The organism is Streptomyces sp. NPDC007157 (assembly GCF_040634235.1).
Classification (GTDB): Bacteria; Actinomycetota; Actinomycetes; order Streptomycetales; family Streptomycetaceae; genus Streptomyces.
Window position 1 is genome coordinate 116,691 of sequence record NZ_JBEYFE010000001.1, and the last position, 22,901, is coordinate 139,591.

14 protein-coding genes and 1 tRNA gene are annotated in these 22,901 nt (G+C 72.0%); 5 read left to right on the forward strand and 10 right to left on the reverse strand.

Annotated features, from left to right (window positions below; translation table 11 throughout):
- The first annotated feature begins 77 nt into the window (after nt 1–77).
- Nucleotides 78–260 carry a hypothetical protein gene (locus ABZ642_RS00555; RefSeq protein ID WP_360474732.1) on the forward strand — a complete coding sequence of 61 codons (183 nt, stop codon included), beginning with the start codon at nt 78–80 and terminating at the stop codon, nt 258–260.
- Here the strand turns inward: ABZ642_RS00555 and ABZ642_RS00560 are convergent.
- Entirely contained in the window at nt 257–1,150 is an 894-nt protein-coding gene (locus ABZ642_RS00560; protein ID WP_360474735.1) for a methyltransferase, read from the reverse strand. The genes ABZ642_RS00555 and ABZ642_RS00560 overlap by 4 nt on opposite strands.
- Nucleotides 1,151–1,273: 123 nt before the next feature.
- Between ABZ642_RS00560 and ABZ642_RS00565 the strand changes: the two genes are divergently transcribed.
- A complete protein-coding gene (locus tag ABZ642_RS00565; protein WP_360474738.1) occupies nt 1,274–2,053 on the forward strand; it encodes a phytanoyl-CoA dioxygenase family protein in 780 nt (259 codons plus the stop codon).
- Between the two features lie 21 nt (nt 2,054–2,074).
- Here ABZ642_RS00565 and ABZ642_RS00570 read toward each other — a convergent pair whose 3' ends face one another.
- Both ABZ642_RS00570 and ABZ642_RS00575 read right to left on the reverse strand, forming a co-directional pair.
- Nucleotides 2,075–3,796 (reverse strand): glycoside hydrolase family 6 protein, encoded by a 1,722-nt coding sequence (locus ABZ642_RS00570; protein WP_360474741.1) that lies wholly within the window; start codon nt 3,794–3,796, stop codon nt 2,075–2,077.
- A gap of 33 nt (nt 3,797–3,829) precedes the next feature.
- Nucleotides 3,830–5,311, reverse strand: a complete 1,482-nt coding sequence (locus ABZ642_RS00575; protein WP_360474744.1) for a cellulase family glycosylhydrolase — start codon at nt 5,309–5,311, stop codon at nt 3,830–3,832.
- Nucleotides 5,312–5,572: 261 nt separating this feature from the next.
- Between ABZ642_RS00575 and ABZ642_RS00580 the strand changes: the two genes are divergently transcribed.
- Together ABZ642_RS00580 and ABZ642_RS00585 are read left to right on the forward strand one after the other, a co-directional pair.
- Complete coding sequence (locus tag ABZ642_RS00580; protein WP_360474746.1) at nt 5,573–8,509, forward strand: glycoside hydrolase family 48 protein; 2,937 nt, start codon at nt 5,573–5,575, stop codon at nt 8,507–8,509.
- 183 nt (nt 8,510–8,692) lie between these two features.
- Nucleotides 8,693–11,359, forward strand: coding sequence for a cellulose binding domain-containing protein (locus ABZ642_RS00585; protein WP_360474749.1), 2,667 nt, complete (start codon nt 8,693–8,695; stop codon nt 11,357–11,359).
- 59 nt (nt 11,360–11,418) lie between these two features.
- Here ABZ642_RS00585 and selD read toward each other — a convergent pair whose 3' ends face one another.
- On the reverse strand, nt 11,419–12,468 hold the full coding sequence (gene selD, locus ABZ642_RS00590; RefSeq protein ID WP_360474752.1) for a selenide, water dikinase SelD: 1,050 nt from the start codon (nt 12,466–12,468) through the stop codon (nt 11,419–11,421).
- An 85-nt stretch (nt 12,469–12,553) separates the two neighbouring features.
- Here selD and ABZ642_RS00595 point away from each other — a divergent pair.
- A tRNA-Sec gene (locus ABZ642_RS00595) sits at nt 12,554–12,648 on the forward strand.
- Nucleotides 12,649–12,669: 21 nt separating this feature from the next.
- Here the strand turns inward: ABZ642_RS00595 and ABZ642_RS00600 are convergent.
- The 6 genes from ABZ642_RS00600 to ABZ642_RS00625 all read right to left on the reverse strand — a co-directional run bounded on the left by ABZ642_RS00600 (nt 12,670) and on the right by ABZ642_RS00625 (nt 22,838).
- Entirely contained in the window at nt 12,670–14,451 is a 1,782-nt protein-coding gene (locus ABZ642_RS00600) for a SelB C-terminal domain-containing protein (RefSeq protein WP_360474755.1), read from the reverse strand.
- A gap of 3 nt (nt 14,452–14,454) precedes the next feature.
- Complete coding sequence (selA, locus tag ABZ642_RS00605) at nt 14,455–15,819, reverse strand: L-seryl-tRNA(Sec) selenium transferase (RefSeq protein WP_360474758.1); 1,365 nt, start codon at nt 15,817–15,819, stop codon at nt 14,455–14,457.
- Between the two features lie 414 nt (nt 15,820–16,233).
- The gene (gene nrfD / locus ABZ642_RS00610; RefSeq protein ID WP_360474760.1) at nt 16,234–17,235 is read right to left on the reverse strand and encodes an NrfD/PsrC family molybdoenzyme membrane anchor subunit; all 1,002 of its coding nucleotides are present in this window, start codon (nt 17,233–17,235) and stop codon (nt 16,234–16,236) included.
- A complete protein-coding gene (locus ABZ642_RS00615; protein WP_360474763.1) occupies nt 17,232–18,260 on the reverse strand; it encodes a 4Fe-4S dicluster domain-containing protein in 1,029 nt (342 codons plus the stop codon). Before ABZ642_RS00615 ends, nrfD begins: the two co-directional genes overlap by 4 nt.
- Nucleotides 18,260–21,571 carry a formate dehydrogenase gene (fdh, locus tag ABZ642_RS00620; protein ID WP_360474766.1) on the reverse strand — a complete coding sequence of 1,104 codons (3,312 nt, stop codon included), beginning with the start codon at nt 21,569–21,571 and terminating at the stop codon, nt 18,260–18,262. Before fdh ends, ABZ642_RS00615 begins: the two co-directional genes overlap by 1 nt.
- A 70-nt stretch (nt 21,572–21,641) precedes the next feature.
- Nucleotides 21,642–22,838, reverse strand: coding sequence for a cysteine desulfurase family protein (locus ABZ642_RS00625; protein WP_360474769.1), 1,197 nt, complete (start codon nt 22,836–22,838; stop codon nt 21,642–21,644).
- Nucleotides 22,839–22,901 lie beyond the last annotated feature (63 nt).

The window sequence follows — 22,901 nt, forward strand, 5'->3', positions numbered from 1 at the left end:
CCGGAGTCCATCACTTCGAGCGCTCTCGATGTCAAGGCCCGCAGGTGGGGCGGTGCGGCACGGAGGCCGGCCCGTCCGTGATCCGGGCCCGGCTGCTCACCGCGCACCGCGTCGTCGTACTGCGGGATCCGGTGGGACAGCCGCAGGATCCCGCGCCCGGTGAGGTCGCCAGGCGCAGGGCGCTCGCCGCGCGGTTCGAGGAGTGGGGGACGCGGACCGTGCGCGGAGCGCGGGTGAGTGTGTACGCGCGCCGCTGCTAGACGGGCCGTACGGCCGTGTGCACGGTGCGGGCGCCGAGGACGAACACGTCGGGCCTGCGGTGCACGCTCGCCGGGTCGGCCGGGTCGAGGAGGCGGTCCAGGGTGGTGCGGTCGTCGGCGTCCAGAGCGGCGCCGACGCTGTCACGCAGCCGGGAGAGGATCTCGGTGACGTAGGCGCGGGCCCGGTCGGGGGCCGGGGCGGGCAGGTCGATGAGGAAGCTGCGGCTGCGGGCGTACCTGAGGCCGGCGGAGTTGAGCAGCGCGGGCCAGTCCTCGGGCTCGGCGACGGCTCCGGGCAGGTCGGTGCGCATCTGCGCGAACCACTCCTCCTGCAGCGCGTCCAGCCGTGCCTGGAGCCCGGCCCGGCCGATGCCGATGTCCCGGGGCAGGAAGCGGCTGGGCAGGCCGCCTTCGAGGATGGCCAGGGTGCCGCCGGGGGCCAACCGCTCGCCGAAGGCGGTGAGCGCGGCCCGCTGGTCGCCGAGGTGGTGCAGGCTGTGTCCGGCCCACAGGAGGTCCGCCGGGAAGTCCAGCTTGTCCAGGACGCCCGGGAGTTCACCGGCGAGGACGTCGAAGCGGTCTCCCACACCGAGCCGCTCGGCGCGGGTCCTGGCCCGGTCGAGGAGAGGTTCGCTGCCGTCCACCGCCAGCACCCGCGCACCCGGGAAGGCCTCGGCGAACAGACACGACACCACGCCCGGCCCGCTGCCCACGTCGACGATCAGCCCCGGCTCGGTGACCTCCTTGCCGAGCCAGCCCAGGGCGTTCTCGTAGAGCGGCGCGAACAGCTCGGCCTGCGATTCCAGGTGCGGGGCCATCTCGGCCCAGTCGATGTCGGTGTGCGCGTGCGTGTGGGTGTCGGTGTGCTGGTGGTGGTGATCGTGCGCCATGGGAGCAGCCTCTCGTCCGGGTGCCGCCAGGGTGCGCCGACGCACCGCCCGGAGGCCAGTCCTGTTGCCGGTGCGGCAAAAAAGAGGATGCGGACGGCAAGCCCGGCGGGCCACGATGGGCGGATGGACGACGAGTTGGTGGAGCGTTTCCTGACCGACGGCTTCGTCAGGATCGAGGGGGCCGTCGCACCCCGGGTCGCCGAGGGCTGCGCCCGGCGGCTGTGGCAGGAGACGGGGTACGACCCCGAGGACCCGGGCACCTGGAAGGACCCGGTGGTCTGGGTGGCCGGCCTGGCCGACGGCCCCTTCGCCGCCGCCCCCAACTCCCCTGTGCTGCACGAGGCGTTCGACCTGCTGGTCGGTGAGCGGCGCTGGGACCCGCGCTACTCGCTGGGCGCCTTCCCGCTGAGGTTCCCGCACCGGGAGGAGCCGGACGACGCGGGCTGGCACATCGACACGAGCTTCATGCCGGAGGGCGCCACCGACTGGTACGCCAACGTGTGGTCCAGGGAGCGCGCCCTGCTGATGCTGTTCCTGTTCAGTGAGGTGACCGAGGAGGACGCCCCGACCCGCATCCGGGTCGGCTCGCACCTGGACGTGCCCCGGATCCTGGAGCCGTACGGCGCCGAGGGTGCCACGCTGGGCGAGCTCGGCCCGCAGGTGGCGGCGGCCTCCGCGCACCGCCCGGTCGCCCTCGCCACCGGCCGGCCGGGCGACGTCTACCTGTGCCACCCGTTCCTGGTCCATGCCGCCCAGCCGAACCACGGCACCCGTCCGCGCTTCCTGGCCCAGCCGCCGCTGTACCTGAACGCGCCCCTGGAGCTGGACCGCCCCGACGGGGCCTACTCGCCGGTCGAACGCGCGGTCCGCCGGGGCCTGGCCCTGGGCTCTGCGCAGGGCTGACCCCGGCGGACGGTCACCGTCCTACGACAGCGGCGGGTAGGCGTTCGTCATCAGTTGCTGGAACTGGGCGGAGAACCAGTGCCCGGACAGCGGCGCGTTCGGCAGGGCGCCGGACATGCTGTTGCCGTTGCGGGCGTTGCCCGTGTACGTCGGGTCGCACATCTGGTCGAAGCCCTTGCCCTCGTCGTTCGGGATGGCGGTGCTGGAGCCGTCGGACTCGCCCGGAGGCTTCATCCAGACGTAGGCGTCGATCCCGGTGGCCGGGCTCGCCTGCGGGCGCTCGCCGAGGCCGGCACCGGACTGGTTGCACCAGTTGCCGATGTGGATCCGGCGGTCGTAGCGGCCGCCGTCGACGTAGGTGTCCACGCTGGTCGTCGCGCCGGGGCCGGTCGGGCGGGCGCTGCCGCCCCAGCCGTTGCGGGAGGTGTCGATCAGCATGCCGATGCCGGAGTTGAAGCCGACCGAGACCAGCTGGGTGCGGAAGGCCTGGGCGAAGGACAGTTCGTCGACGTACCGGTTCCAGTCGACCCACTTGGACTGGCGCACGGAGGTGCCGTTCACCGTGTCGTTGACGGTGAAGTTGTTCTCCTTCAGGGCGCTGTAGTTGGCCGTGTTGGTGATGAACCCGGCCACGTCGTCGACGGTCGCGCCCTCGCTGGTGGCCGCCTGCTTGAACACGTTGGCCGCCGGTGCGAAGTTGTCGTCCCAGCCGATCCAGCCGTGGTGGCCGGCGTCCAGGTAGTTGTAGACGTTCGGGATCGCGCCGAGCTTGGCGAGCGCGTAGCCGACGCCCTTCACGTAGTTGCCGTTGGCCAGCATGGTGTCGCAGTTGGCGGTGGCGGTGGCCCGGCTGCCGGTGTTGGTCACCAGGTTGGGCAGCGAGTCGATCTCGATGGTGGTGACGATCCGCAGCGAGGCGTACTTGGGGTCGGCGAGGATCGTCGCGATCGGGTCGATGAACTGCGTCTTGTACTTGTCGATCTCCGTCGGGCCGAGCTCGCCGTTGGACGCGAGAGCCGCGCAGTCCCGTCCGGGCAGGTCGTAGACGACCAGCTGGACGACCTCCTCGCCGCTGCCCTTCTGGGCGAGGGCCGCGTCGAGGTGGTCGCGCAGGCCCATGCCGCCGTTCACGCCCGCGATGGCGGCGATGCGGTCGAGCCAGACCCCGGTGGGCTGGTTGGAGACCCGGCTGCCGCCCGGTTCGGCGGCGGCCTTCGCGGACCACTCGGGGTTCACGTACACCTTGGCGCCGGAGTACGGGTTGTCGACACGGGTGCCGCTGCCACCGCCCCCGTCGTCTCCGCCGCCCCCGCCGCTGCCGTCGTCGACGTTGCAGGTGACGCCGTCGAGGGTGAAAGCGGTCGGGAGCGCGTTGGTGCCGCTGTAGGACCCGTTGAAGCCGAAGCTGACCGAACCGCCGGTCGCCAGGGTGCCGTTGTAGGTCTCGTTGGCCGCGGTGACGGCGGTGCCGCTCTGGGTGATCTTGCTGTTCCAGTAGCTGGTCACCTTCTGGTTCCCGGCGTACGACCATTTCACCGCCCAACTCGACTTCGCCGCCGAGTTGTTGGTGACGGTCACGGCGGCGGTGAAGCCGGCGCCCCAGTCGTTCTGGATCTTGTAGTCGACGGTGCAGGGAATCGCGGAGATCGCCGCCTCCGAGGAGGGGGTCACGGCGACCGCCGGCCCGGACACCCCGGCGACGAGCGCCAGGGCGGCGAGTACCGCTGTTCTGGTACGACTCATGAGTGCGGGTTTCCTTCTTCTTCGGTGGGTGGGCTAGGAGTTGACGGCCTGGAGGTGGTCGCGCAGACCGGTGCCGTACGCCGTCGGCGTACCGCTGTAGTCGGAGATCAGGGACGGGCCGGAGGAGCAGTCCCAGGTGTTCCAGGTCCAGCCCAGGTAGGACAGGCCGCGGTCGTCGAACCACTTCATGACCTGGTCCACGAAGGCGTGCGAGCAGGTGTTCTCACCGATCTCCCCGGCGACCAGCGGCACCTGGGCCGCGACCGGGGCGAGGGTGGAGTTCCAGCAGCTCTCACTGGCACAGGTGTTGAAGTTGTAGACGTGGTAGGCGGCGACGAGATTGCCGGCCGGGTCGGTGGGCCGGTACGCCGGCCACTGGCTGAGGTCGTTGGAGTACGCGAGCCCGCCGATCATGATGACGTTCTGTGCGCCCGCCGACCGGACGGCGTCCACCAGATCCTGCATGCCGGCCACCTCGTACCCGATCCCCGGGCAGGTGCCGCCGTCCCGCCAGCAGGCCCAGGCCTGGGCGGCGGTGGAGGTGGCCCGGTCCGGGTACGGCTCGTTGAACAGGTCGAACACCGCCGCCGGGTCGTCCTTGAAGGTACCGGCCACCGAGGACCAGAAGGACGGGCTGTACTGCGCGTCCGGCATCGGCTTCTGGCAGGTGGCGTGCACGTCGGAGCAGCCGGCCGAGTTGCCGGTGTACTGGCCGTAGGACCAGTGCAGATCGAGGATCGGTGTCATGCCGAACGACTCGACGCGGGCCACCAGGTCCTTGACCGCGTTGATGTAGTTGGCGCCCGCGTACTCGGACTTGACGTTGGACAGGCCCAGCCAGCACTCCTCGTTGAGCGGGATGCGGACCGCGTTCGCCTTCCAGTCGGCGATCGCCTTGATCGCCGCGTCGTCCACCGGGCCGTCCCAGATCCCGTAGCCCTGCACGCACATGAACTCGCCGCCGGAGCGGTTCACACCGAGCAGCCGGTGGGCCGTGCCGCCGGCGTCCACGAGCTTGGTGCCCAAGACGTGCAGGGCGGGCGCCGTGCCGGTGCCGGGCGGCCCGGTCGGGGTCGGAGTGGGCGTGGGCGTGGGTTCAGAATCGACGTTGCAGGTCGTGCCGTTGAGCTTGAACGCCGTCGGTACGGCGTTGCTCCCCGACCAGGAGCCGAGGAACCCGGCGCTGACACTGGCGCCGGTGGCCAGCACGCCGTTCCAGCTCTCGTTCGCGGCGGTGACCGTCGTACCGGACTGGGACCACTTGGCGCTCCAGCCCTGGGTGACCTTCTGACCGTTCGCGAAGCCGAAGCCGAGGCTCCAACCGCTCATGGCCGCCATGTTGTTGGTGATGGTCACGGAGGCCTGGAAGCCGGTGTCCCACTGGCCGGTGACCGTGTACTGCACCGTGCACGCCGGCGTCGCTCCGGACGCCGAAACCACCGGCACCAGCGCGGACCCGACGAGGGCCACCGCACCGGCAACGGCTAAAAGAACTGAACGCGGGGGGTGTCGCATGAGCGACTCCTTGCAGCTCGGGCGCGTCGTGACGGACGCGTCGACTGAACGGAATCGCTCCCACTGGTGCGAAGGAAGGTAGCGCCAAGTAGCGGCGAAGAACAGGGGAGTTGCCTGACTTTTCCTCAGCGGCGTCCGTCGAATCTTTTCGACTCTTCAACGGCCTTGACCGACCCATGTCACGTCTCCACTATGGGAGCGCTCCCACTGGTTCAAGCCTTGACTCCTTCCCGAGCCGCAAGCGCAAGGAGGAACCAGCACATGCATCCCGCACACCCCCCGCACCCCGGGCGGAGACGCGGAGCCGTACGACGGTTGTGGACGGCCGTCGTCGCTGCCCTCGCCCTGCCCCTGTCGATGCTCGCCACCGGCACGACTCCCGCCCACGCGGCGACGGTCCAGTGCAGCGTCGACTACAAGACCAACGACTGGGGCACCGGCTTCACCGCCGACCTGACCCTCACCAACCGCGGCACCGATGCCATCAACGGCTGGACGCTGACCTACGCGTACACGGGCAACCAGAAGCTGACGAACGGCTGGAACGGCACCTGGTCCCAGTCCGGCACCTCGGTCACCGTGCAGAACGCGTCGTACAACGGCACGATCGCGGCGGGCGCGGCGGTGTCGACGGGCGCCCAGTTCTCGTACACCGGCAGCAACGCGGCGCCCACCGGATTCGCGGTCAACGGCACGACCTGCGCCGGCGCGCACCAGCCGCCGGTCGCCGTGCTGACCAGCCCGAGCGCGGGCGCGGTCTACACACAGGGCGACGCGGTGCCGCTGGCGGCGACCGCCGCGGCGGCCGACGGCGCGACGATCAGCAAGATCGAGTTCTATGACGACACCACCCTGCTGGGGACGGACACCTCGTCGCCGTACTCGCTCTCGGTCACCGGTCTGACCGTGGGCAGCCACTCGCTGGTGGCGAAGGCGTACGACAGCCTGGGCGCGTCCGCCTCCTCGACGCCGGTCGGCATCACGGTCGCCGCCGGTCCCGCCGTGGTCGCCTCGCCGACCCAACTGGGCATCCAGCAGGGCGCGACGGGCACTTTCGGGGTGAGCCTGTCCAAGCAGCCGAGCGGCAACGTGACGGTGTCGGTGGCCCGGACGGCCGGGAACACCGGGCTGTCGGTGAGCGACGGAACGTCGCTGACCTTCACCCCGTCCAACTGGAGCACCGCGCAGAAGGTGACCGTCGCCGCGGACTCCGCCGGCACCGGCACCGCGACCTTCACCGCGTCCGCGACCGGCTACACGAGCGCCGCGGTCACCGTGACGGAGCTGGCCGCGTCGAAGGCGTACGACGCACGCTTCCTGGACCTCTACGGGAAGATCACCAACCCGGCGAACGGCTACTTCTCCCCCGAGGGCATCCCGTACCACTCGGTCGAGACGCTGATCGTCGAGGCCCCGGACCAGGGTCATGAGACCACGTCGGAGGCCTACAGTTACCTTCTCTGGCTGCAGGCCATGTACGGCAAGGTCACCGGTGACTGGTCCAAGTTCAACGGCGCGTGGGCGCTCATGGAGAAGTACATGATCCCGACCCACGCCGACCAGCCGACGAACTCCTTCTACAACGCGTCCAAACCGGCCACCTACGCCCCGGAACTGGACACCCCGAACGAGTACCCGGCGAAACTGGACACCTCGGTGTCGGTGGGCTCGGACCCGATCGCCGCCGAACTGAAGACCGCCTACGGCACGGACGACGTCTACGGCATGCACTGGCTGGAGGACGTCGACAACGTCTACGGCTACGGAGACACTCCGGGCGGCGGCTGCGAGGCGGGCCCGACGGCCGACGGGCCGTCGTACATCAACACCTTCCAGCGCGGCGTGCAGGAGTCGGTGTGGGAGACGGTTCCGCAGCCGACCTGCGACGCCTTCAAGTACGGCGGCACGAACGGGTACCTGGACCTGTTCACCGGTGACTCGTCCTACGCCAAGCAGTGGAAGTACACGGACGCCCCGGACGCCGACGCGCGTGCGGTGCAGGCCGCGTACTGGGCGGACGTGTGGGCGAAGGCGCAGGGCAAGGGCGCCGACGTCTCCGCCACCGTCGGCAAGGCGGCGAAGATGGGCGACTATCTGCGCTACGCCATGTACGACAAGTACTTCAAGAAGATCGGCAACTGTGTCGGCCCGTCGACCTGCCCGGCCGGCACCGGCAAGGACGCGTCGGACTACCTGCTGTCCTGGTACTACGCCTGGGGCGGGGCGACCGACACCAGTGCGGGCTGGGCGTGGCGGATCGGCTCCAGCCATGTGCACGGCGGCTACCAGAACCCGCTGGCCGCGTACGCGCTCAGCTCGAACGCCGACCTGAAGCCCAAGTCGGCGACCGGGGCGACGGACTGGGGCACGTCCCTGACCCGGCAGCTGGAGTTCTACCGCTGGCTGCAGTCCTCCGAGGGCGCCATCGCGGGCGGTGCGACGAACAGCTGGCAGGGCCGGTACGCGAGTCCGCCGGCCGGTACGTCGACGTTCTACGGCATGTACTACGACTGGGAGCCGGTCTACCACGACCCGCCGTCCAACCAGTGGTTCGGCTTCCAGGCCTGGTCGATGGAGCGGGTCGCCGAGTACTACCAGCAGACCGGGAACGCCACGGCCAAGGCGATCCTCGACAAGTGGGTGGCGTGGGCGCTGTCCAGGACCACGATCAACCCGGACGGCACCTACCAGATCCCCTCGACGCTCCAGTGGTCGGGCCAGCCCGACACCTGGAACGCCTCAAGTCCCGGATCGAACAGCGGACTTCACGTCACCGTCGCCGACTACACGAACGACGTGGGCGTGGCGGCCGCGTACGCCAAGACGTTGACCTACTACGCCGCCAAGTCCGGCAACGCGACGGCGAAGTCGACGGCCAAGGCGCTGCTCGACGGCATGTGGGCCAACTACCAGGACAGCCTGGGGATCGCGGTACCGGAGACGCGGGCCGACTACAGCCGCTTCGACGACAGCGTGTACGTGCCGAGCGGGTGGTCCGGGAAGATGCCTGACGGCGACACGATCAACTCGTCGTCCACGTTCGCCTCGCTGCGGTCCTTCTACCAGGACGACCCGGCTTGGTCGAAGATCGAGAGCTATCTGGCGGGCGGGGCCGCGCCGGTGTTCACGTATCACCGGTTCTGGGCCCAGGCGGACATCGCGCTGGCCATGGGGTCGTACGCGGAGCTGCTGGAGTAGTTCCGGTGATCGAGGTGGTCGGCTGCGGGTTTCGTTGTGGCTGATCACGCAATTCCCCGTGCCCCTGAAGGGGCGCTGCAGCCGGCCGCGCTTGCCGGGTCATCCCCACCTGCACGGGGGTGGCCCGGCAACTCCCACCCTATTCAGAATGCGCTTACCCGCCTCTCGCGGAAGGGACTTCCCTTGCGAAGAACGCGCATCATCACCGCTGTCCTGGCCCTCGCCGCCGGGTTGCTCGCGGGCACCCCGCCCGCGCTCGCCGCCCACGAGACATCGAAGGTCACGCTCGCCGCCGACAGCTACACCTGGCACAACGCCCGGATCGACGGCGGTGGTTTCGTCCCCGGCATCGTCTTCAACCGCAGCGAGAAGAACCTCGTCTACGCCCGTACCGACATCGGCGGCGCCTACCGCTGGCAGGAGTCGACGAAGACCTGGACGCCCTTGCTGGACTCGGTCGGCTGGGACGAGTGGGGCCACACGGGCGTGGTCAGCCTGGCCTCGGACTCGGCCGACCCGGACCGGGTGTACGCGGCCGTCGGGACTTACACCAACAGCTGGGACCCGACGAACGGGGCCGTGCTGCGCTCCGCCGACCGGGGCGCCAGCTGGCAGAAGACCGATCTGCCGTTCAAGCTGGGCGGCAACATGCCCGGCCGGGGCATGGGCGAGCGGCTGGCGATCGACCCGCACAAGGACAGCGTGCTGTACCTGGGCGCGCCCAGCGGCAAGGGGCTGTGGCGGTCGACCGACTCCGGGGCGACCTGGGCGCAGGTGACCGACTTCCCCAACGTCGGTGACTACGCCCAGGATCCGACCGACACCAGCGGCTACGCCTCCGACAACCAGGGCATCACCTGGGTCACCTTCGACGAGTCGACCGGTACGGCCGGCACGGCGACGAAGACGGTCTACGTCGGGGTCGCCGACCCGCAGAACTCGGTGTACCGCTCGACGGACGCGGGCGCCACCTGGACCCGGCTCGCCGGCCAGCCGACCGGATACCTCGCGCACAAGGGCGTCCTGGACGCCGTCAACGGCTACCTGTATCTCTCCTACAGCGACAAGGGCGGCCCGTACGACGGCGGAAAGGGCCGGCTGTGGAGGTACGCGACCGCGACCGGCACCTGGACCGACATCAGCCCGGTGGCGGAGGCCGACACCTACTACGGCTTCTCCGGCCTGACGGTGGACCGGCAGCACCCCGGCACGGTGATGGCGACGGCGTACAGCTCCTGGTGGCCGGACACCCAGCTCTTCCGCTCCACGGACAGCGGCGCGACCTGGACGAAGGCGTGGGACTACACGTCCTACCCCAACCGCTCGAACCGCTACACGATGGACGTCTCGTCCAGCCCTTGGCTCACCTTCGGCGCGAACCCGTCGCCGCCCGAACAGACCCCGAAACTGGGCTGGATGACGGAGGCGCTGGAGATCGACCCGTTCGACTCGAACCGGATGATGTACGGGACGGGAGCGACGCTCTACGGCACCGAGAACCTGGGCAACTGGGACTCCGGCGGCCAGTTCACGATCAAGCCGATGGTGCGGGGCCTGGAGGAGACGGCGGTCGACGACCTGGCCGCGCCCCCGTCGGGCGGGGCCCGGCTCTTCAGCGCGCTGGGTGACATCGGCGGCTTCCGCCACACGGATCTGACCAAGGTCCCCTCGCTGATGTACACGTCCCCCACCTTCACCACCACGACGAGCCTGGACTTCGCGGAGACGAACCCCGACACCGTGGTCAGGGTCGGCAATCTCGACTCCGGCCCGCACATCGCGTTCTCGACGGACAACGGGGCCAACTGGTTCGCGGGGACGGACCCTTCGGGGGTGAGCGGCGGCGGTACGGTCGCGGCGGCCGCCGACGGCAGCCGGTTCGTCTGGAGCCCGGCGGGCACCGGCGTCCAGTACACGACGGGCTTCGGCTCGTCCTGGTCGGCGTCGAGCGGGATCCCGGCCGGGGCGGCCGTCGAGTCGGACCGCGTCGACCCGAGGACCTTCTACGGCTTCAAGTCCGGGAAGTTCTATGTCAGTACGGACGGCGGCGCGACCTTCACGGCGTCCGCCGCGGGCGGCCTCCCGAGCGGCGACAGCGTGCGCTTCAAGGCGCTGCCCGGGACGAAGGGCGATGTGTGGCTGGCCGGCGGCGCCACGGACGGCGCGTACGGGCTGTGGCACTCCACGGACGGCGGCGCGAGCTTCGCCAGGCTCTCGAACGTCGACCAGGCCGACACGATCGGCTTCGGCAAGGCCGCCACCGGTGCCTCGTACCAGACCCTCTACACCAGCGCGAAGATCGGCGGGGTACGCGGCATCTTCCGCTCCACGGACGAGGGGACGACCTGGACGCGTATCAACGACGATGCGGACCAGTGGGGTTGGACCGGCGCGGCGATCACGGGCGACCCGCGGGTGTACGGCCGGGTGTACGTCTCCACGAACGGCCGGGGCGTGATCTACGGCGACACGGCCGGCGGCGGTGACGACGGCGGCGGCGGCGGCGGCGGCACGGATCCCACCCCGGCCGGCGCCTGCACGGTCGCCTACACCATCACCAACCAGTGGACGGGCGGCTTCCAGGCGGACGTCCGACTCACCGACACGGGCTCGACGGCGTGGAGCGGCTGGTCCCTCGGCTGGTCCTTCCCCGACGGCCAGACCGTCGGCCGGCTCTGGAACGCCGACTGGACCCAGACCGGCGCGACCGTGACAGCGAAGAACGTCAGCTGGAACGGCACGGTCGCCGCCGGCTCCTCGGTGTCCTTCGGCTTCACGGGTACCTGGACGGGGGCGAACACCGAACCCACGTCCTTCAGACTGGGCGACCAGACCTGCGCGGTCGCCTGACGGACCGAGAGCGCGTGCCGCACCGGGCACGCGCTCGCTCGGCCGCTCGACGGATCCGGTCAGCGCACGACCAGTCGGTGTGGACCCGCCGGGACCAGTTCGCCGATGACGGGAGCGCCCGGGACCTCGCCGGCGACGAGGAGGCCGCCGGAGGTCTGGGCGTCGGCGAGGAGGAGCCGGGTCAGGTCGTCGGCGGCGCCGAAGTCGGTGTGCGGGGTGACCCATGCGAGGTTGCGGCGGGTGCCGCCGCTGATGTGCCCGGTGCGGGCGGCCTCCCGGGCGCCGTCGAGGAACGGCACCGCGGCGGAGTCGACGACGGCGGTCACGTCCGACGCGCGGGCCAGCTTGTACAGGTGGCCCAGCAGGCCGAAGCCGGTGACGTCGGTGGCACAGACCGCCCCCGCGGCCACCGCGGCGCGCGCCGCGTCGCGGTTGAGCGCCACCATCGTCTCGATCGCCTGCGGGAAGACCTCTCCGGTCGTCTTGTGCAGGTTGTTGAGGACTCCCAGGCCCAGCGGCTTGGTCAGTGACAGGGGCGTCCCCGGCCGTCCCGCGTCGTTGCGCAGGAGGTGGTCCGGGTCGACGGTGCCGGTCACCGCCATGCCGTACTTGGGCTCGGGGTCGTCCACGCTGTGGCCGCCCGCCACGACGCAGCCCGCCGCCGCGGCGATGTCCATTCCGCCGCGCAGTACTTCTCGTGCCAGATCGAACGGCAGCACGTCGCGGGGCCAGCACAGCAGGTTGACCGCCACGAGCGGGGTGCCGCCCATGGCGTAGACGTCGGAGAGCGCGTTGGCGGCGGCGATGCGGCCCCAGTCGTAGGGGTCGTCGACCACCGGTGTGAAGAAGTCCGCCGTGGCGACGGCGGCGACGGTCGCGCCGGCGGCGCCCGGCAGCCGCATGACGGCCGCGTCGTCGCCGGCTTCGAGGCCCACGAGCAGGTCGCCCGTGGCGACGCCGGGCGTCCCCGGGGCCGTCAGTCCGGCGACGAGCTCCTCGAGTTCGCCGGGGGGAATCTTGCAGGCGCAGCCGCCACCGTGCGCGTACTGCGTGAGCCGGACGGTCCCCTGCTTCTGTGGCTCGTGGATGCCGGTTCGTGTGCCAGTCATGGCTGCATCAATCCTTGCGGGTGAAGGGGAGCGCCGTGTGGCGCGTTGACTTGCCCGGGAATGCGACGGTTCGATGGCCCTGCGGGGAGGCGTAAGGGTGCCTGGTGGCCCTCCCGGTCTTCAAAACCGAGGTGTCCGAGCAACTCGGGCAGGCAGGTTCGATTCCTGTCCGTCTCCGCAGATCAGCGCGTGCTGTCCGCGTCACCGGCCGTCCAGGCCTGTGGCGGGGCAGCGACGCAGCGCGGCGTCCACCCGTACGGTGTGGCCGTGCCGGTCCAGGTATTCCAGCAGCGGGACGGCGACCCGGCGCGTGGTGTCCAGCGCCTGGCGTGCCTGGCTGGTGGTGAACGGCTGCTCCAGCCGGGCGAGGACGGCCGCGGCCCGTACGTCCGCGTCCGGAAGCAGCACGATCCCCTGGCCGATCCGCAGCAGGGTTCCCGCCGCCTCGGCGGCCGCCAGCAGCTTGGGAGTGAGGCCGAGTTCGTGCAGCCGCCCGGCGTCCGGGGCGTGGAACGGCGCACGGGCGAGGTCCGCGCGTACGGCTGCCACCGCGGCCTCGATCGCGGGTGGCAGCGTGGGGCCGGCGTGGCTGCCGTGGAGCCGACCGTCGCTGTACCGCAGGCCGGGCGACTGTGCCCGGAGCGCGTCGACGAGGCCGCGCTCCGGCAGTCCGAGCGTCTGCCGGGCCGCCTCCAGGGGCATGCCGGGTTCGAGGGGATTGCGGGCGGCGTGCTCCTCGACCGCCTCGGCCAGGCGCTCGCGCAGCGCCGCCCAGTGGGCCGGGTCCGCCAGCCACTCTCCCGCGACCGGCTCCAGCGGCGGTTCCACGCCCATGGCGAGCAGCTCCGAGCGGCGGATCAGACCGCGCCGGCGCAGTTCCTCGGCTCCGTCGGCGGGTCCCGGCGCCGCCGCCAGTTCCCGGGCCCGGGCCGCCGCCGCACCGCGCCGGGTCAGCCGCGGCGGGCGGACGTCGAGCACGGTGATCCCCGCCGGGACGCGATGCGGTCCGGGGTCGCGCAGCAGCGCGCCGTCGCCGACGCGCAGCGGCAGCGGTGCGGCCAGCCGCAGGCGCGCGGTGTCCGTGCCGAGCGGACGGACCGTCACCGGCACCGCCGCGGAGCCCGCGTGCAGGGTGAGGTCGCGCGGCAGCTCGCGGGCCGCGTCGCCGTGCAGCCGTACGTCCACGACATCGGTGGTCAGCCATCGGTCCGGGGTGACCAACGCGTCCCCGCGGCGCAGTTCCCCGGCGCCCGGTCCGGTCACGTTGACCGCCACCCGCGCGACCGCCCCGGCCTCCTGGCACGGCTCCTTGAGGCACTCCAGCCCGCGTACCCGCAGCGTCCGCCCGTCGCGGGCGAGCCGGAGCCGGTCACCGACGCGCACGGTCCCCGCGCCGAGGGTGCCGGTGACTACCGTCCCGTGCCCGCGCACCGTGAACTCCCGGTCCACCCACAGCCGTACGTCCGCGGCTAGGTCCGGGGCGGGCAGGCCGCCGGTCATCCGGACCAGGGCGGCGCGCAGCGCGTCGAGGCCGGTACCCGTCACCGCGCTGACGGCCACGCCGGGCACGTCGCCCAGGGACGAGCGGGCGATCCGGGCGAGCGCCTCGGCGCGGGCCGCGTCCGGTCCGGCCAGGTCGCAGCGGGTGACGGCGAGGACGCCGTGCCGTACCCCGAGCGCGTCCAGGACGGACAGATGCTCCTCGGACTGCGGTTGCCAGCCCTGGTCGGCGGCGACGACGAAGAGGACTGCGGGGACCGGGCCGACCCCGGCCAGCATGTTGCCCACGAGACGTTCGTGCCCCGGTACGTCCACGAAGGCCACGTCGCCCGCGCCGGGCAGCCGCGTCCACACGAAGCCCAGGTCCAGGGTCATGCCCCGGCGCCGTTCCTCCGCCCAGCGGTCGGGCTCCATCCCCGTCAGGGCGCGCAGCAGCGCGGACTTGCCGTGGTCGACGTGTCCCGCGGTGGCGACGACGTGCACGGATCAGCTCCCCGTTCCCGGCCCGGCCGCCCCGGGCGGGACGTCCGCCAGGCGCACCGCCCGGGCCAGGAGCGCGTCGGCCTCCGGCGGCAGCGCCCGCAGGTCCAGCAGGCAGCGGCCGTCCTCCACCCGGCCCATGACGGCGGGGTCGGTCGCGCGCAGCGGGGCTGCGTAGGCGGCGGGCAGCGAGACGGCGGCGCTCGGCAGCGTCACGCCCGGCGCGCCGCCGCCGCCGACCACCGCCTCGGTGTCGACGGCACGGCTGTCGAACCCGTCCGCGCGCAGTTCCGCGGCGAGGTCCCGGGCGCGTTCCCGCAGCCGTACGGGATCGGCGCGCAGCGCGGTGACGGTCGGCGGGACGGGGCCGCGCACGGTCGCCTCCAGGGCGGCCAGGGTCAGCTTGTCCACGCGCAGGGCACGGGCCAGCGGGTGCCGGGCCAGCCGCCGTACCAGTTCCGCGTCGCCCAGCAGCAGCCCGCACTGCGGTCCGCCGAGCAGCTTGTCGCCGCTGGCGGTGACCAGGGACGCCCCGGCCCGCAGCCAGGTCGTCGCGTCGGGCTCCCCGGGCAGTGCGGGCTCCGGGGCGAGCAGGCCCGAGCCGATGTCGGCCACCACGGGCGCGCCCAGCGGGGCCAGTTCGGCGACGGACGCCTCCCGGGTGAAGCCGGTGACGCGGAAGTTGGAGGGGTGGACCTTCAGGACGAAGCCGGTGTCCGGGCCCACGGCCGCGGCGTAGTCGGCGGGTGTCGTGCGGTTGGTGGTGCCGACCTCGCGCAGCCGGGCGCCGGTGGAGACCAGCAGGTCGGGCAGGCGGAAGCCGTCCCCGATCTCCACCATCTCGCCCCGGCTGACGACGATCTCCCGTCCCTGGGCGAGCGCGGTCGCGGCCAGGACGAGCGCCGCCGCGCCGTTGTTGACCACATGGGCGGCCTCGGCGGCCGGCACGGCACGCAGCAGGGCGTCGAGCGCGGCCCTCCCCCGCCGGGAACGGGTCCCGGTGGCGAGGTCGAGTTCGACGTCCGTGGTGCCGGACGCGGCCAGCACGGCGTCCCGGGCGGCCGGCGAGAGGGCGGCCCGGCCCAGGTTGGTGTGGAGCAGTACGCCGGTGGCGTTGACGACCGGGCGCAGGGCGCAGGCGGTGGCGGGCAGGGCGGCCACGGCACGGTCGGCGATCTCGTCGACGGGTACCTCGCCCGCCCGGGCCCGGGACTGCACTCCCGCGACCACGTCCTTGACCAGCTCCCGCCCGAGCCGCCGCGCCGCCGCGGTCAGCCGGGGATCGGCCAGCAGCACATCGGTGCGCGGCAGCCGCCGCCGTCCGTCGACGGGCGGGCCGGCGTCCGCCGCGCCGGCGTGGTCGCGCGCCATCTCGTGCACCTCCGCTCCGGCCCTGCCGACGGCAACCCGGCCAGGCTAGGTCGGCGGCCGCTCCCGGAGCCCGCGCCGCACCGTGCACGCTCCGGCCCGGACCGGTACGGCTCATGGCCCCGGCCGGGGCGGGGCTCGGTGCGCGGATCCGGTGTGCGGATCCGGTGCGCGGATCCGGTGCGCTGATCCGGTGCGGACCGCGACGAGGACACGCGGGCCTGACGCGAACCGCGACCAGCGCACACGGGCCTGACGCGAACCGCGACGAGGACACGCGGGCCTAAGTGGGCCGTGACGACCGCGAGCGGCAGGGCTGCCTCGCGCCGGACGGCCACACCGCCTCACACCGGACGGCCACACCGCCTCGCCCCGGTCGTCCACGCCTCCGCGCGCCGGGCGGGCGCCGTGGCGAGGTCACGTGCCGCGCTCGGCCTCGCGCCGGGCGTCGAGGCGTTCGCGCTGCGGCTTCACCACGTACGCCGGGTCCTTCGTGGACGCCACGCCCGCCTCGAAGGTCCCGAACCGCTGGAATCCGCTGCCCACCAGGAGCGCGAGGCCCCCCAGTGTGGCGGCGACCCGGCTGCGGCGGGCGAAGGTGAGGGCGGCGCATGCCCCGCCGATGGTCAGGTACTCCGACGCCTTGCGCATCCGGTGGGCGGCGCCATGGGTGAACGCCGAGGTCTCGAACTGCGGTTTGCGGTCGATGAGATGGGCCGCCACGATCTCCATCGACGCCCCGAGGAGAGCCAGCCGGCGGGCCGGACCCGCCTCCGCCGGCGGGGCGCAGATCATCGCCAGCCCGGCGCCGCTCGCCGCCGCGGACCCCGTGAAGACGAACGGCAGCTCCTTGTGGGCCTCGTGCCAGGCCGGCACCGCCGTCTGGGAGAGCAGAACGGCCGTGTACGAGGCCAGCGCGGGAGCGATCGCGGCCGCGGAGATCCCGCCGAGCCGGGCGGCCCACTTCACGGCGGTGGTGAGCCCGGCCCGGTCCAGCCAGGGCTTCGGCACGAGTTCGGCGATGCCGGCCAGGGAACAGCCGGGGCCGTAGGACATCAGGATCCAGGTGCCCACCGACATCGGGGAACTCGGCTTCGCCACCCGCATCATGTGGTGGAAGCGCAGCGGCCGGCCGAGGTCGCCGATGAGGAGGTAGCTGCTGGCGAGCAGTGCCCCGAAGCTGCCGACGCGGCAGGACCTGCGCATGTCGGGCCGCCCGGTCAGGTCGGCGCCGACGGCCAGCAGGGCGGCGCCCGCCGAGAGCCCGCCGGTGAGGAGGTAGGCGGGAACCTTCCACTCCCATACCGGCGGCTTCAGCACCGGGCGTCCGTAGTAGGACCGGAACTCCGCGCGCGGGACCATGGACTCCTCGCCACTGCCGCCCCTGCGGTGCTTCCCGTCCCCGTCGCGTCCGGTCATCGACGGCCTCCCTTGACGAACACCGCGGCGGACGCGGCCACCATCATCCCGGCCGCCACGGCCGCGTGCTTCCACATGGAACCCAGGTCTCGGGTGGTGACGACCGGGTCCGGTGGCAGCCCGTAGACCTCCGGCTCGTCGAGGAGCAGGAAGAACGCGCCGTCGCCGCCGACCCCGTCGTCGGGGTCGCGGCCGTACAGCCGGGCCTCGGGCACGCCCGCCTCGTGGAGCTGTTCCAGGCGGGCGTCGGCGCGCTCGCGCAGTTCGTCGAGCACGCCGAACTGGATGGAGTCGGTCGGGCAGGCCTTGGCGCAGGCCGGTTCCAGACCGCCCTTGAGCCGGTCGTAGCACATGGTGCACTTCCAGGCCCGGCCGTCGTCGGGGCGGCGGTCGATGACGCCGTAGGGACAGGCGGAGACGCAGTAGCCGCAGCCGTTGCAGATGTCGGGCTGGACGACGACGGTGCCGAACTCGGTGCGGAAGAGCGCCCCGGTGGGGCAGACGTCCAGGCACGCGGCATGGGTGCAGTGCTTGCACACGTCCGACGACATCAGCCAGCGGAAGTCCGTACGGGTCTCCGCGCCGCTCCCGGCACCGGGCAGGTCGAAGCTGGGGAAGCCCAGGTCGACGGGTTCCGTGCCGAGTTCGGCGCCGGCCCGGTCGCCCGCGTCGTGCAGCGCCTCCGCGACCACCTCCCGGGTGGTCTCCGTCCCGGACGGTCCGGTGGGCAGGCCGACCAGACCGGAGTCCTGGTCGCCGAGCCGCAGGTCCTGCTCGATGAAGGCGACGTGCCGCCAGGTGCTCGCGCCGAGCGAGCCGGTGTTGTCGTAGGACATGCCGAGCAGGTCGAAGCCGTCCGTCGGGACGTCGTTCCACTCCTTGCAGGCCACCTCGCACGCCTTGCAGCCGATGCAGACGGAGGTGTCGGTGAAGAAACCGACCCGGGGCGGGTGGTCCTCGGGGTAGCCGGCGTCCCCGGCCGGGTCCGCCAGCGGGCCGAAGAAGCTGTTCTCGTGCTCGCTCATCAGGGTTCCTCCGGCCCTTCAGTGGTGGCCGGGCGGCCGTCCTCGGCAGGCCCGTCCGTCCGGTGGCCGTGGGCCGTCACCTCGCTGGTGCCGGTCCTCGTGGTGATCCCCGCGCGGCGCCGGTAGTCCTCGACGTAGGCGAGGAGTGCGGGGCCGCGCGGGCGCCGCCCGGGCCGGATGTCGCAGGTGAGCACCTTGCTCTCCTGGATCAGCACGTTGGCGTCGGCCACCACGCCGATCAGGTCGTTGACGACGTCGCCGGTGGTGATGCCGCGGCTGCCCCAGTGGTACGGCATCCAGATCTGGTGGATCGTGTGGCCGTCGAGCCGCAGCGGGGCCAGCCGGTCGGTGACGACCACCTTGGCCTCCACCGCCGTCCGGCTGGTGATCACGTGTGCCCAGTCCATGTGGTGCAGTCCGCGCTCGGCGGCGAGTTCCGGGGACACCTCCACCGTCAGTCCCGGCTGGAGCTCCGAGAGGTAGGGGAGCTGACGGCTCATCGCGCCGGCCGTGTGGTGCTCGGTGTACCGGGAGGCGGTGAACACGTACGGGAACACATCGGTGTGGGACTCGGGAGGCGAGGGGTTGTACGGGTTGTCGGTGCGCGCGTAGGTCAGCCGGGTCGGGTTGGACTGCTGCGTGTAGAGCGCGTTGCGCACCGGGGACTCTTCGGGCTCGTAGTGGGTGGGCAACGGCCCGTCGACCAGGCCGGTCGGTGCGAACAGCGCCGCCTTCCCGTCGCCCATCATGATGAACGCGTCGTCCCCGGTCAGCGCGTCCGTACCGGTCGCCTCCGGCGGCGGCTGGTGGTGCGGCGGCTTGTGCCGCTGGAAGTCGGGGATGTCGTGGCCGGTCCACTCACCGCGTTCCTCGTCCCACCAGACGAGAGCCTTGCGCTCGCTCCACGGCCGCCCGTCGAGGTCCGCGGACGCCCGGTTGTAGAGGACCCTGCGGTTGAGCGGCCACACGAAGCCCCACTGGTTGTCCGTGATCGGGTGCTCGAACCGCGAGCTGCGGCGCCGGGCCTGGTTCGTCTCGTCGGCGAAGACGCCGCTGTAGATCCAGCAGCCGCACGCGGTGGTCCCGTCGTCCCTGAGCTCCTCGTAGGAGTTGACGGTGCGTCCGGTGGTGAGGTCGATGCCGTTGATGTGGCGCAGGACGTCCTCGGCGGACGGTTCGTCCCCCTGCTCCACCGCGTAGTCCCAGGCCAGATCGAGGACCGGCCGGTCGCGTTCGTCCTCCGACCCCTCCAGCTTCTCCCGGACGATCCGCCCGAGGTGGTAGAAGAACCACAGGTCGGAGCGGCGGTCGCCGATCGGTTCGAGCGCCTGGTCGCGCCACTGGATCATGCGCTGGGTCTGGGTGAACGTGCCGCACTTCTCGACGTGCGAGGCGGCGGGGAAGAAGAACACCTCGGTCCTGCAGGTCTCGGTGGAGATCTCGCCCGTCTCGATCTCGGGCGCGTCCTTCCACACCGTCGCGCTCTCGATCATCGCGAGGTCGCGGACGACCAGCCACTCCAGGTTGGCGATGCCGAGCCGCTGGAGCCGTCCGTGGGCCGAGCCCACCGCCGGGTTCTGCCCGACCAGGAAGAAGCCGTACACCGTGCCGGCGATCATGTCCATCGCGGTGCGGTAGGTGCCGTGGTCGCCGTTGATCCGGGGCAGCCAGTCGTAGCAGAAGTCGTTCTCCGGGGTGGCCGCGTCACCCCAGTACTCCTTCAGCATGGAGACCATGTAGGTCCTGGCGTTCGCGAAGTACCCCTTGCGCATCACGTGGCGTACGTCGTCCACGAACTTGGTCAGGCTGGTGTGGGTGACGTTGGGCATCGGCAGGTAGCCGGGCAGCAGGTTGTACAGGGTCGGGATGTCCGTGGAGCCCTGGATGCTGGCGTGGCCGCGCAGCGCCAGGATGCTGCCGCCGGGCCGCCCCATGTTGCCCAGGAGGAGCTGGACGATGGCGCCGGCCCGGATGTACTGGGCGCCGACGGAGTGCTGTGTCCAGCCCACGCTGTAGACGAGCGAGGTGGTCCGTTCCCGGCCGGAGTTCTCGGTCCAGGCCCGGCACACGTCGAGGAACTGCCGCCGGGTGATGCCGCAGACCCGTTCCACCATCTCCGGGGTGTACCGGGAGAAGTGCCGTTTCAGGATCTGGAGCACGCAGCGCGGGTGCCGCATGGTGGGGTCCGTCGCGATCCGGCCGGCGGTGCCGGGCAGGTCCTCGTGTCCGCCGGCCGACTGGGCGGGGGTGGCGGAGATGAGTGTGCTGCCCTGCCTGCCGTCGCCCTCGCCGCCGACGCACTCGTAGGCCCAGCTGCTGCTGTCGTACTTGCCGGTCTCCGGGTTATAGCCGCTGAACAGGCCGTCCAGGTCCTCGGTGTCCTGGAAGTCCTCGCGCACCAGGAACGTGGCGTTGGTGTAGGCCCGTACGTACTCATCGAATTGCAGGTCGTTGGAGAGGATGTGGTTGACGACACCGCCGAGGAAGGCGATGTCACTGCCCACCCTGATCCGCACGTGCTGGTCCGCGTGGGCGCTGGTGCGGGTGAACCGGGGGTCGATGTGGATCACCCGGGTACCGAGCTTCTTGGCCTCGATGACCCACTGGAAGGCGACCGGATGGGCCTCGGCCATGTTGGAGCCCATGATGACGACGCAGTCGGCGTCCGTCAGGCTCTCCGGGGTGTCCGTGGCACCGCCACGGCCGAGCGAGGTTCCCAGACCGGGAACCGTGGCGGAGTGTCAAATGCGCGCCTGGTTCTCGATCTGCAGGGCGCCCAGGGCGGTGAACAGCTTCTTGATGAGGTAGTTCTCCTCGTTGTCCAGCGCCGCGCCGCCCAGGCTGGCGAAGCCCATGGTGCGGCGCAGTGGGTTGCCGTGCTCGTCGGTGTCCTGCCAGCCCCGGCGGCGGGCGTCGAGGACCCGGTCGGCCACCATGTCGAGGGCCGTCTCCAGGTCCAGGTCCTGCCACTCGGTGGCGTACGGGGCCCGGTAGCGCACCTTGTCCTCGCGCTGCGGTCCGGTGACCAGCTGCTTGCTGGAGGAGCCCTTGGGGCACAGGCGGCCGCGGGAGACCGGGCTGTTCGGGTTGCCCTCGATCTGGGTGACGTGCTCGTCCCGGACGTAGACGTTCTGGGCGCAGCCGACGGCGCAGAAGGGGCACACCGAGTGCACGATCCGGTCGGCGTCCTCGGTGTGGGGTGTGAGGGTCCTCGACCGCTTCGACTGGACCGCCCTGCCCCGGCCCAGCGGGTCGGCTCCGGTGATCTGCCGGTACACCGGCCACAGGTCCGCCCACCGCTTCACGCCCATCCGCCCGCTCCTTCGCGTCAGGGCCCCCGACCTCGTCTCCACGCTACCCGTGGGGCGGGCCGCGGCAAGTTCAGGGCGCCGCGGGCCGGGACCCGACCGGCCCCGCGGCGGCGAGCGAGCGAACGGCGTCGGCCAGCATCCCGGCCGCCCGGTCCACGTCCGCCGGTGTGGTCCAGCGGCCCGGCGACAGCCGTACGGCGGCCAGCGCCCGGGTGTCGTCCAGGCCCATCGCGCGCAGTACCGGTGACGGCGTGTGCGTGCCGCTGTGGCACGCCGAGCCGGTGGAGGCCGCGAGGTTCGGCACGGCGGCGAGAAGTTCATGGCCCGTGGTGCCGTCGACGCTGACGTTCAGGGTGCCGGGCAGGCGACGGGCGCTTCCGTTCAGGTGCACCCGGCCGGGGAGCGCCTCGGTGAGCCCGCGGTGCAGGCGGTCGCGCAGTGCCTCGACGCGCCGGGCACCGCCCTCGGCGAGTTCGGCGGCGGCCAGTTCGGCGGCGGTGCCCAGCGCCACGGCGAGGGCGACGTTCTCGGTTCCGGCGCGGCGCCCGCCCTCCTGGCCGCCGCCGTAGACCAGGGGTTCGAGGCGGACGCCCGCCCGTACGCGCAGCGCGGCCACGCCCTTCGGGGCGTACATCTTGTGGCCCACGACGGTCAGCAGGTCGGCGCCGAGCGTCCGTACGTCCACCGGAACCTTGCCGGCGGCCTGGGCGGCGTCGCAGTGGAACAGCGCGCCGTGGTCGTGGGCGAGCCGGGCCAGTTCGGCGACCGGTTGCAGGGTGCCGGTCTCGTTGTTGGCGGCCATGACCGAGACCACCGCGGTGCGCTCGTCCAGCGTCGCCGCCAGGTCGGCGGGATCGACCAGGCCCTGCCCGTCGACGGGCAGGTACGTCACGTCCACGCCGTGCAGCCGGTGCAGGGCACGGCAGGTCTCCAGCACCGCCGGGTGCTCGGTGACCTGCGTGATCACTCGCCGTCTGCCGGCGGCGGAGGCGAGGACGGCGCCGCGCAACGCGAGGTTGTTCGCCTCGGATCCGGAGCCGGTGAGCACGACCTCCCGGGGCTCGGCTCCGACGAGTGCGGCGATCTGCCGTCGGGCCCGGGACAGCGCGGTGCGCGGTGCCCGCGCGTAGGCGTGTGCGCTGGACGGGTTGCCGAAGCCGTCGGCCAGGAAGGGCAGCATCGCCTGCACCACCCGGGGGTCGACGGGGGTGGTGGCGTTGTGGTCCAGGTAGATGGGAGCGTCCTCCTGGCCCGGAGGCTCCGGCATGTTCGTCATGGTCCCTGCGCATTCGTTCGTTCGCGGACGGAACCGGGTTCACGGAGCCGGGTC

Coding starts and splice junctions, on each gene's coding strand:
- ABZ642_RS00580 (WP_360474746.1), top strand. CDS start 5,573: ATGCATCCCGCACACCCCCCGCACCCCGGGCGGAGACGCGGAGCCGTA.
- ABZ642_RS00625 (WP_360474769.1), bottom strand. CDS start 22,838: ATGCCGGAGCCTCCGGGCCAGGAGGACGCTCCCATCTACCTGGACCAC.
- ABZ642_RS00615 (WP_360474763.1), bottom strand. CDS start 18,260: ATGAGCGAGCACGAGAACAGCTTCTTCGGCCCGCTGGCGGACCCGGCC.
- ABZ642_RS00560 (WP_360474735.1), bottom strand. CDS start 1,150: ATGGCGCACGATCACCACCACCAGCACACCGACACCCACACGCACGCG.
- selD (WP_360474752.1), bottom strand. CDS start 12,468: ATGACTGGCACACGAACCGGCATCCACGAGCCACAGAAGCAGGGGACC.
- ABZ642_RS00565 (WP_360474738.1), top strand. CDS start 1,274: ATGGACGACGAGTTGGTGGAGCGTTTCCTGACCGACGGCTTCGTCAGG.
- ABZ642_RS00570 (WP_360474741.1), bottom strand. CDS start 3,796: ATGAGTCGTACCAGAACAGCGGTACTCGCCGCCCTGGCGCTCGTCGCC.
- selA (WP_360474758.1), bottom strand. CDS start 15,819: ATGGCGCGCGACCACGCCGGCGCGGCGGACGCCGGCCCGCCCGTCGAC.
- nrfD (WP_360474760.1), bottom strand. CDS start 17,235: ATGACCGGACGCGACGGGGACGGGAAGCACCGCAGGGGCGGCAGTGGC.
- ABZ642_RS00575 (WP_360474744.1), bottom strand. CDS start 5,311: ATGCGACACCCCCCGCGTTCAGTTCTTTTAGCCGTTGCCGGTGCGGTG.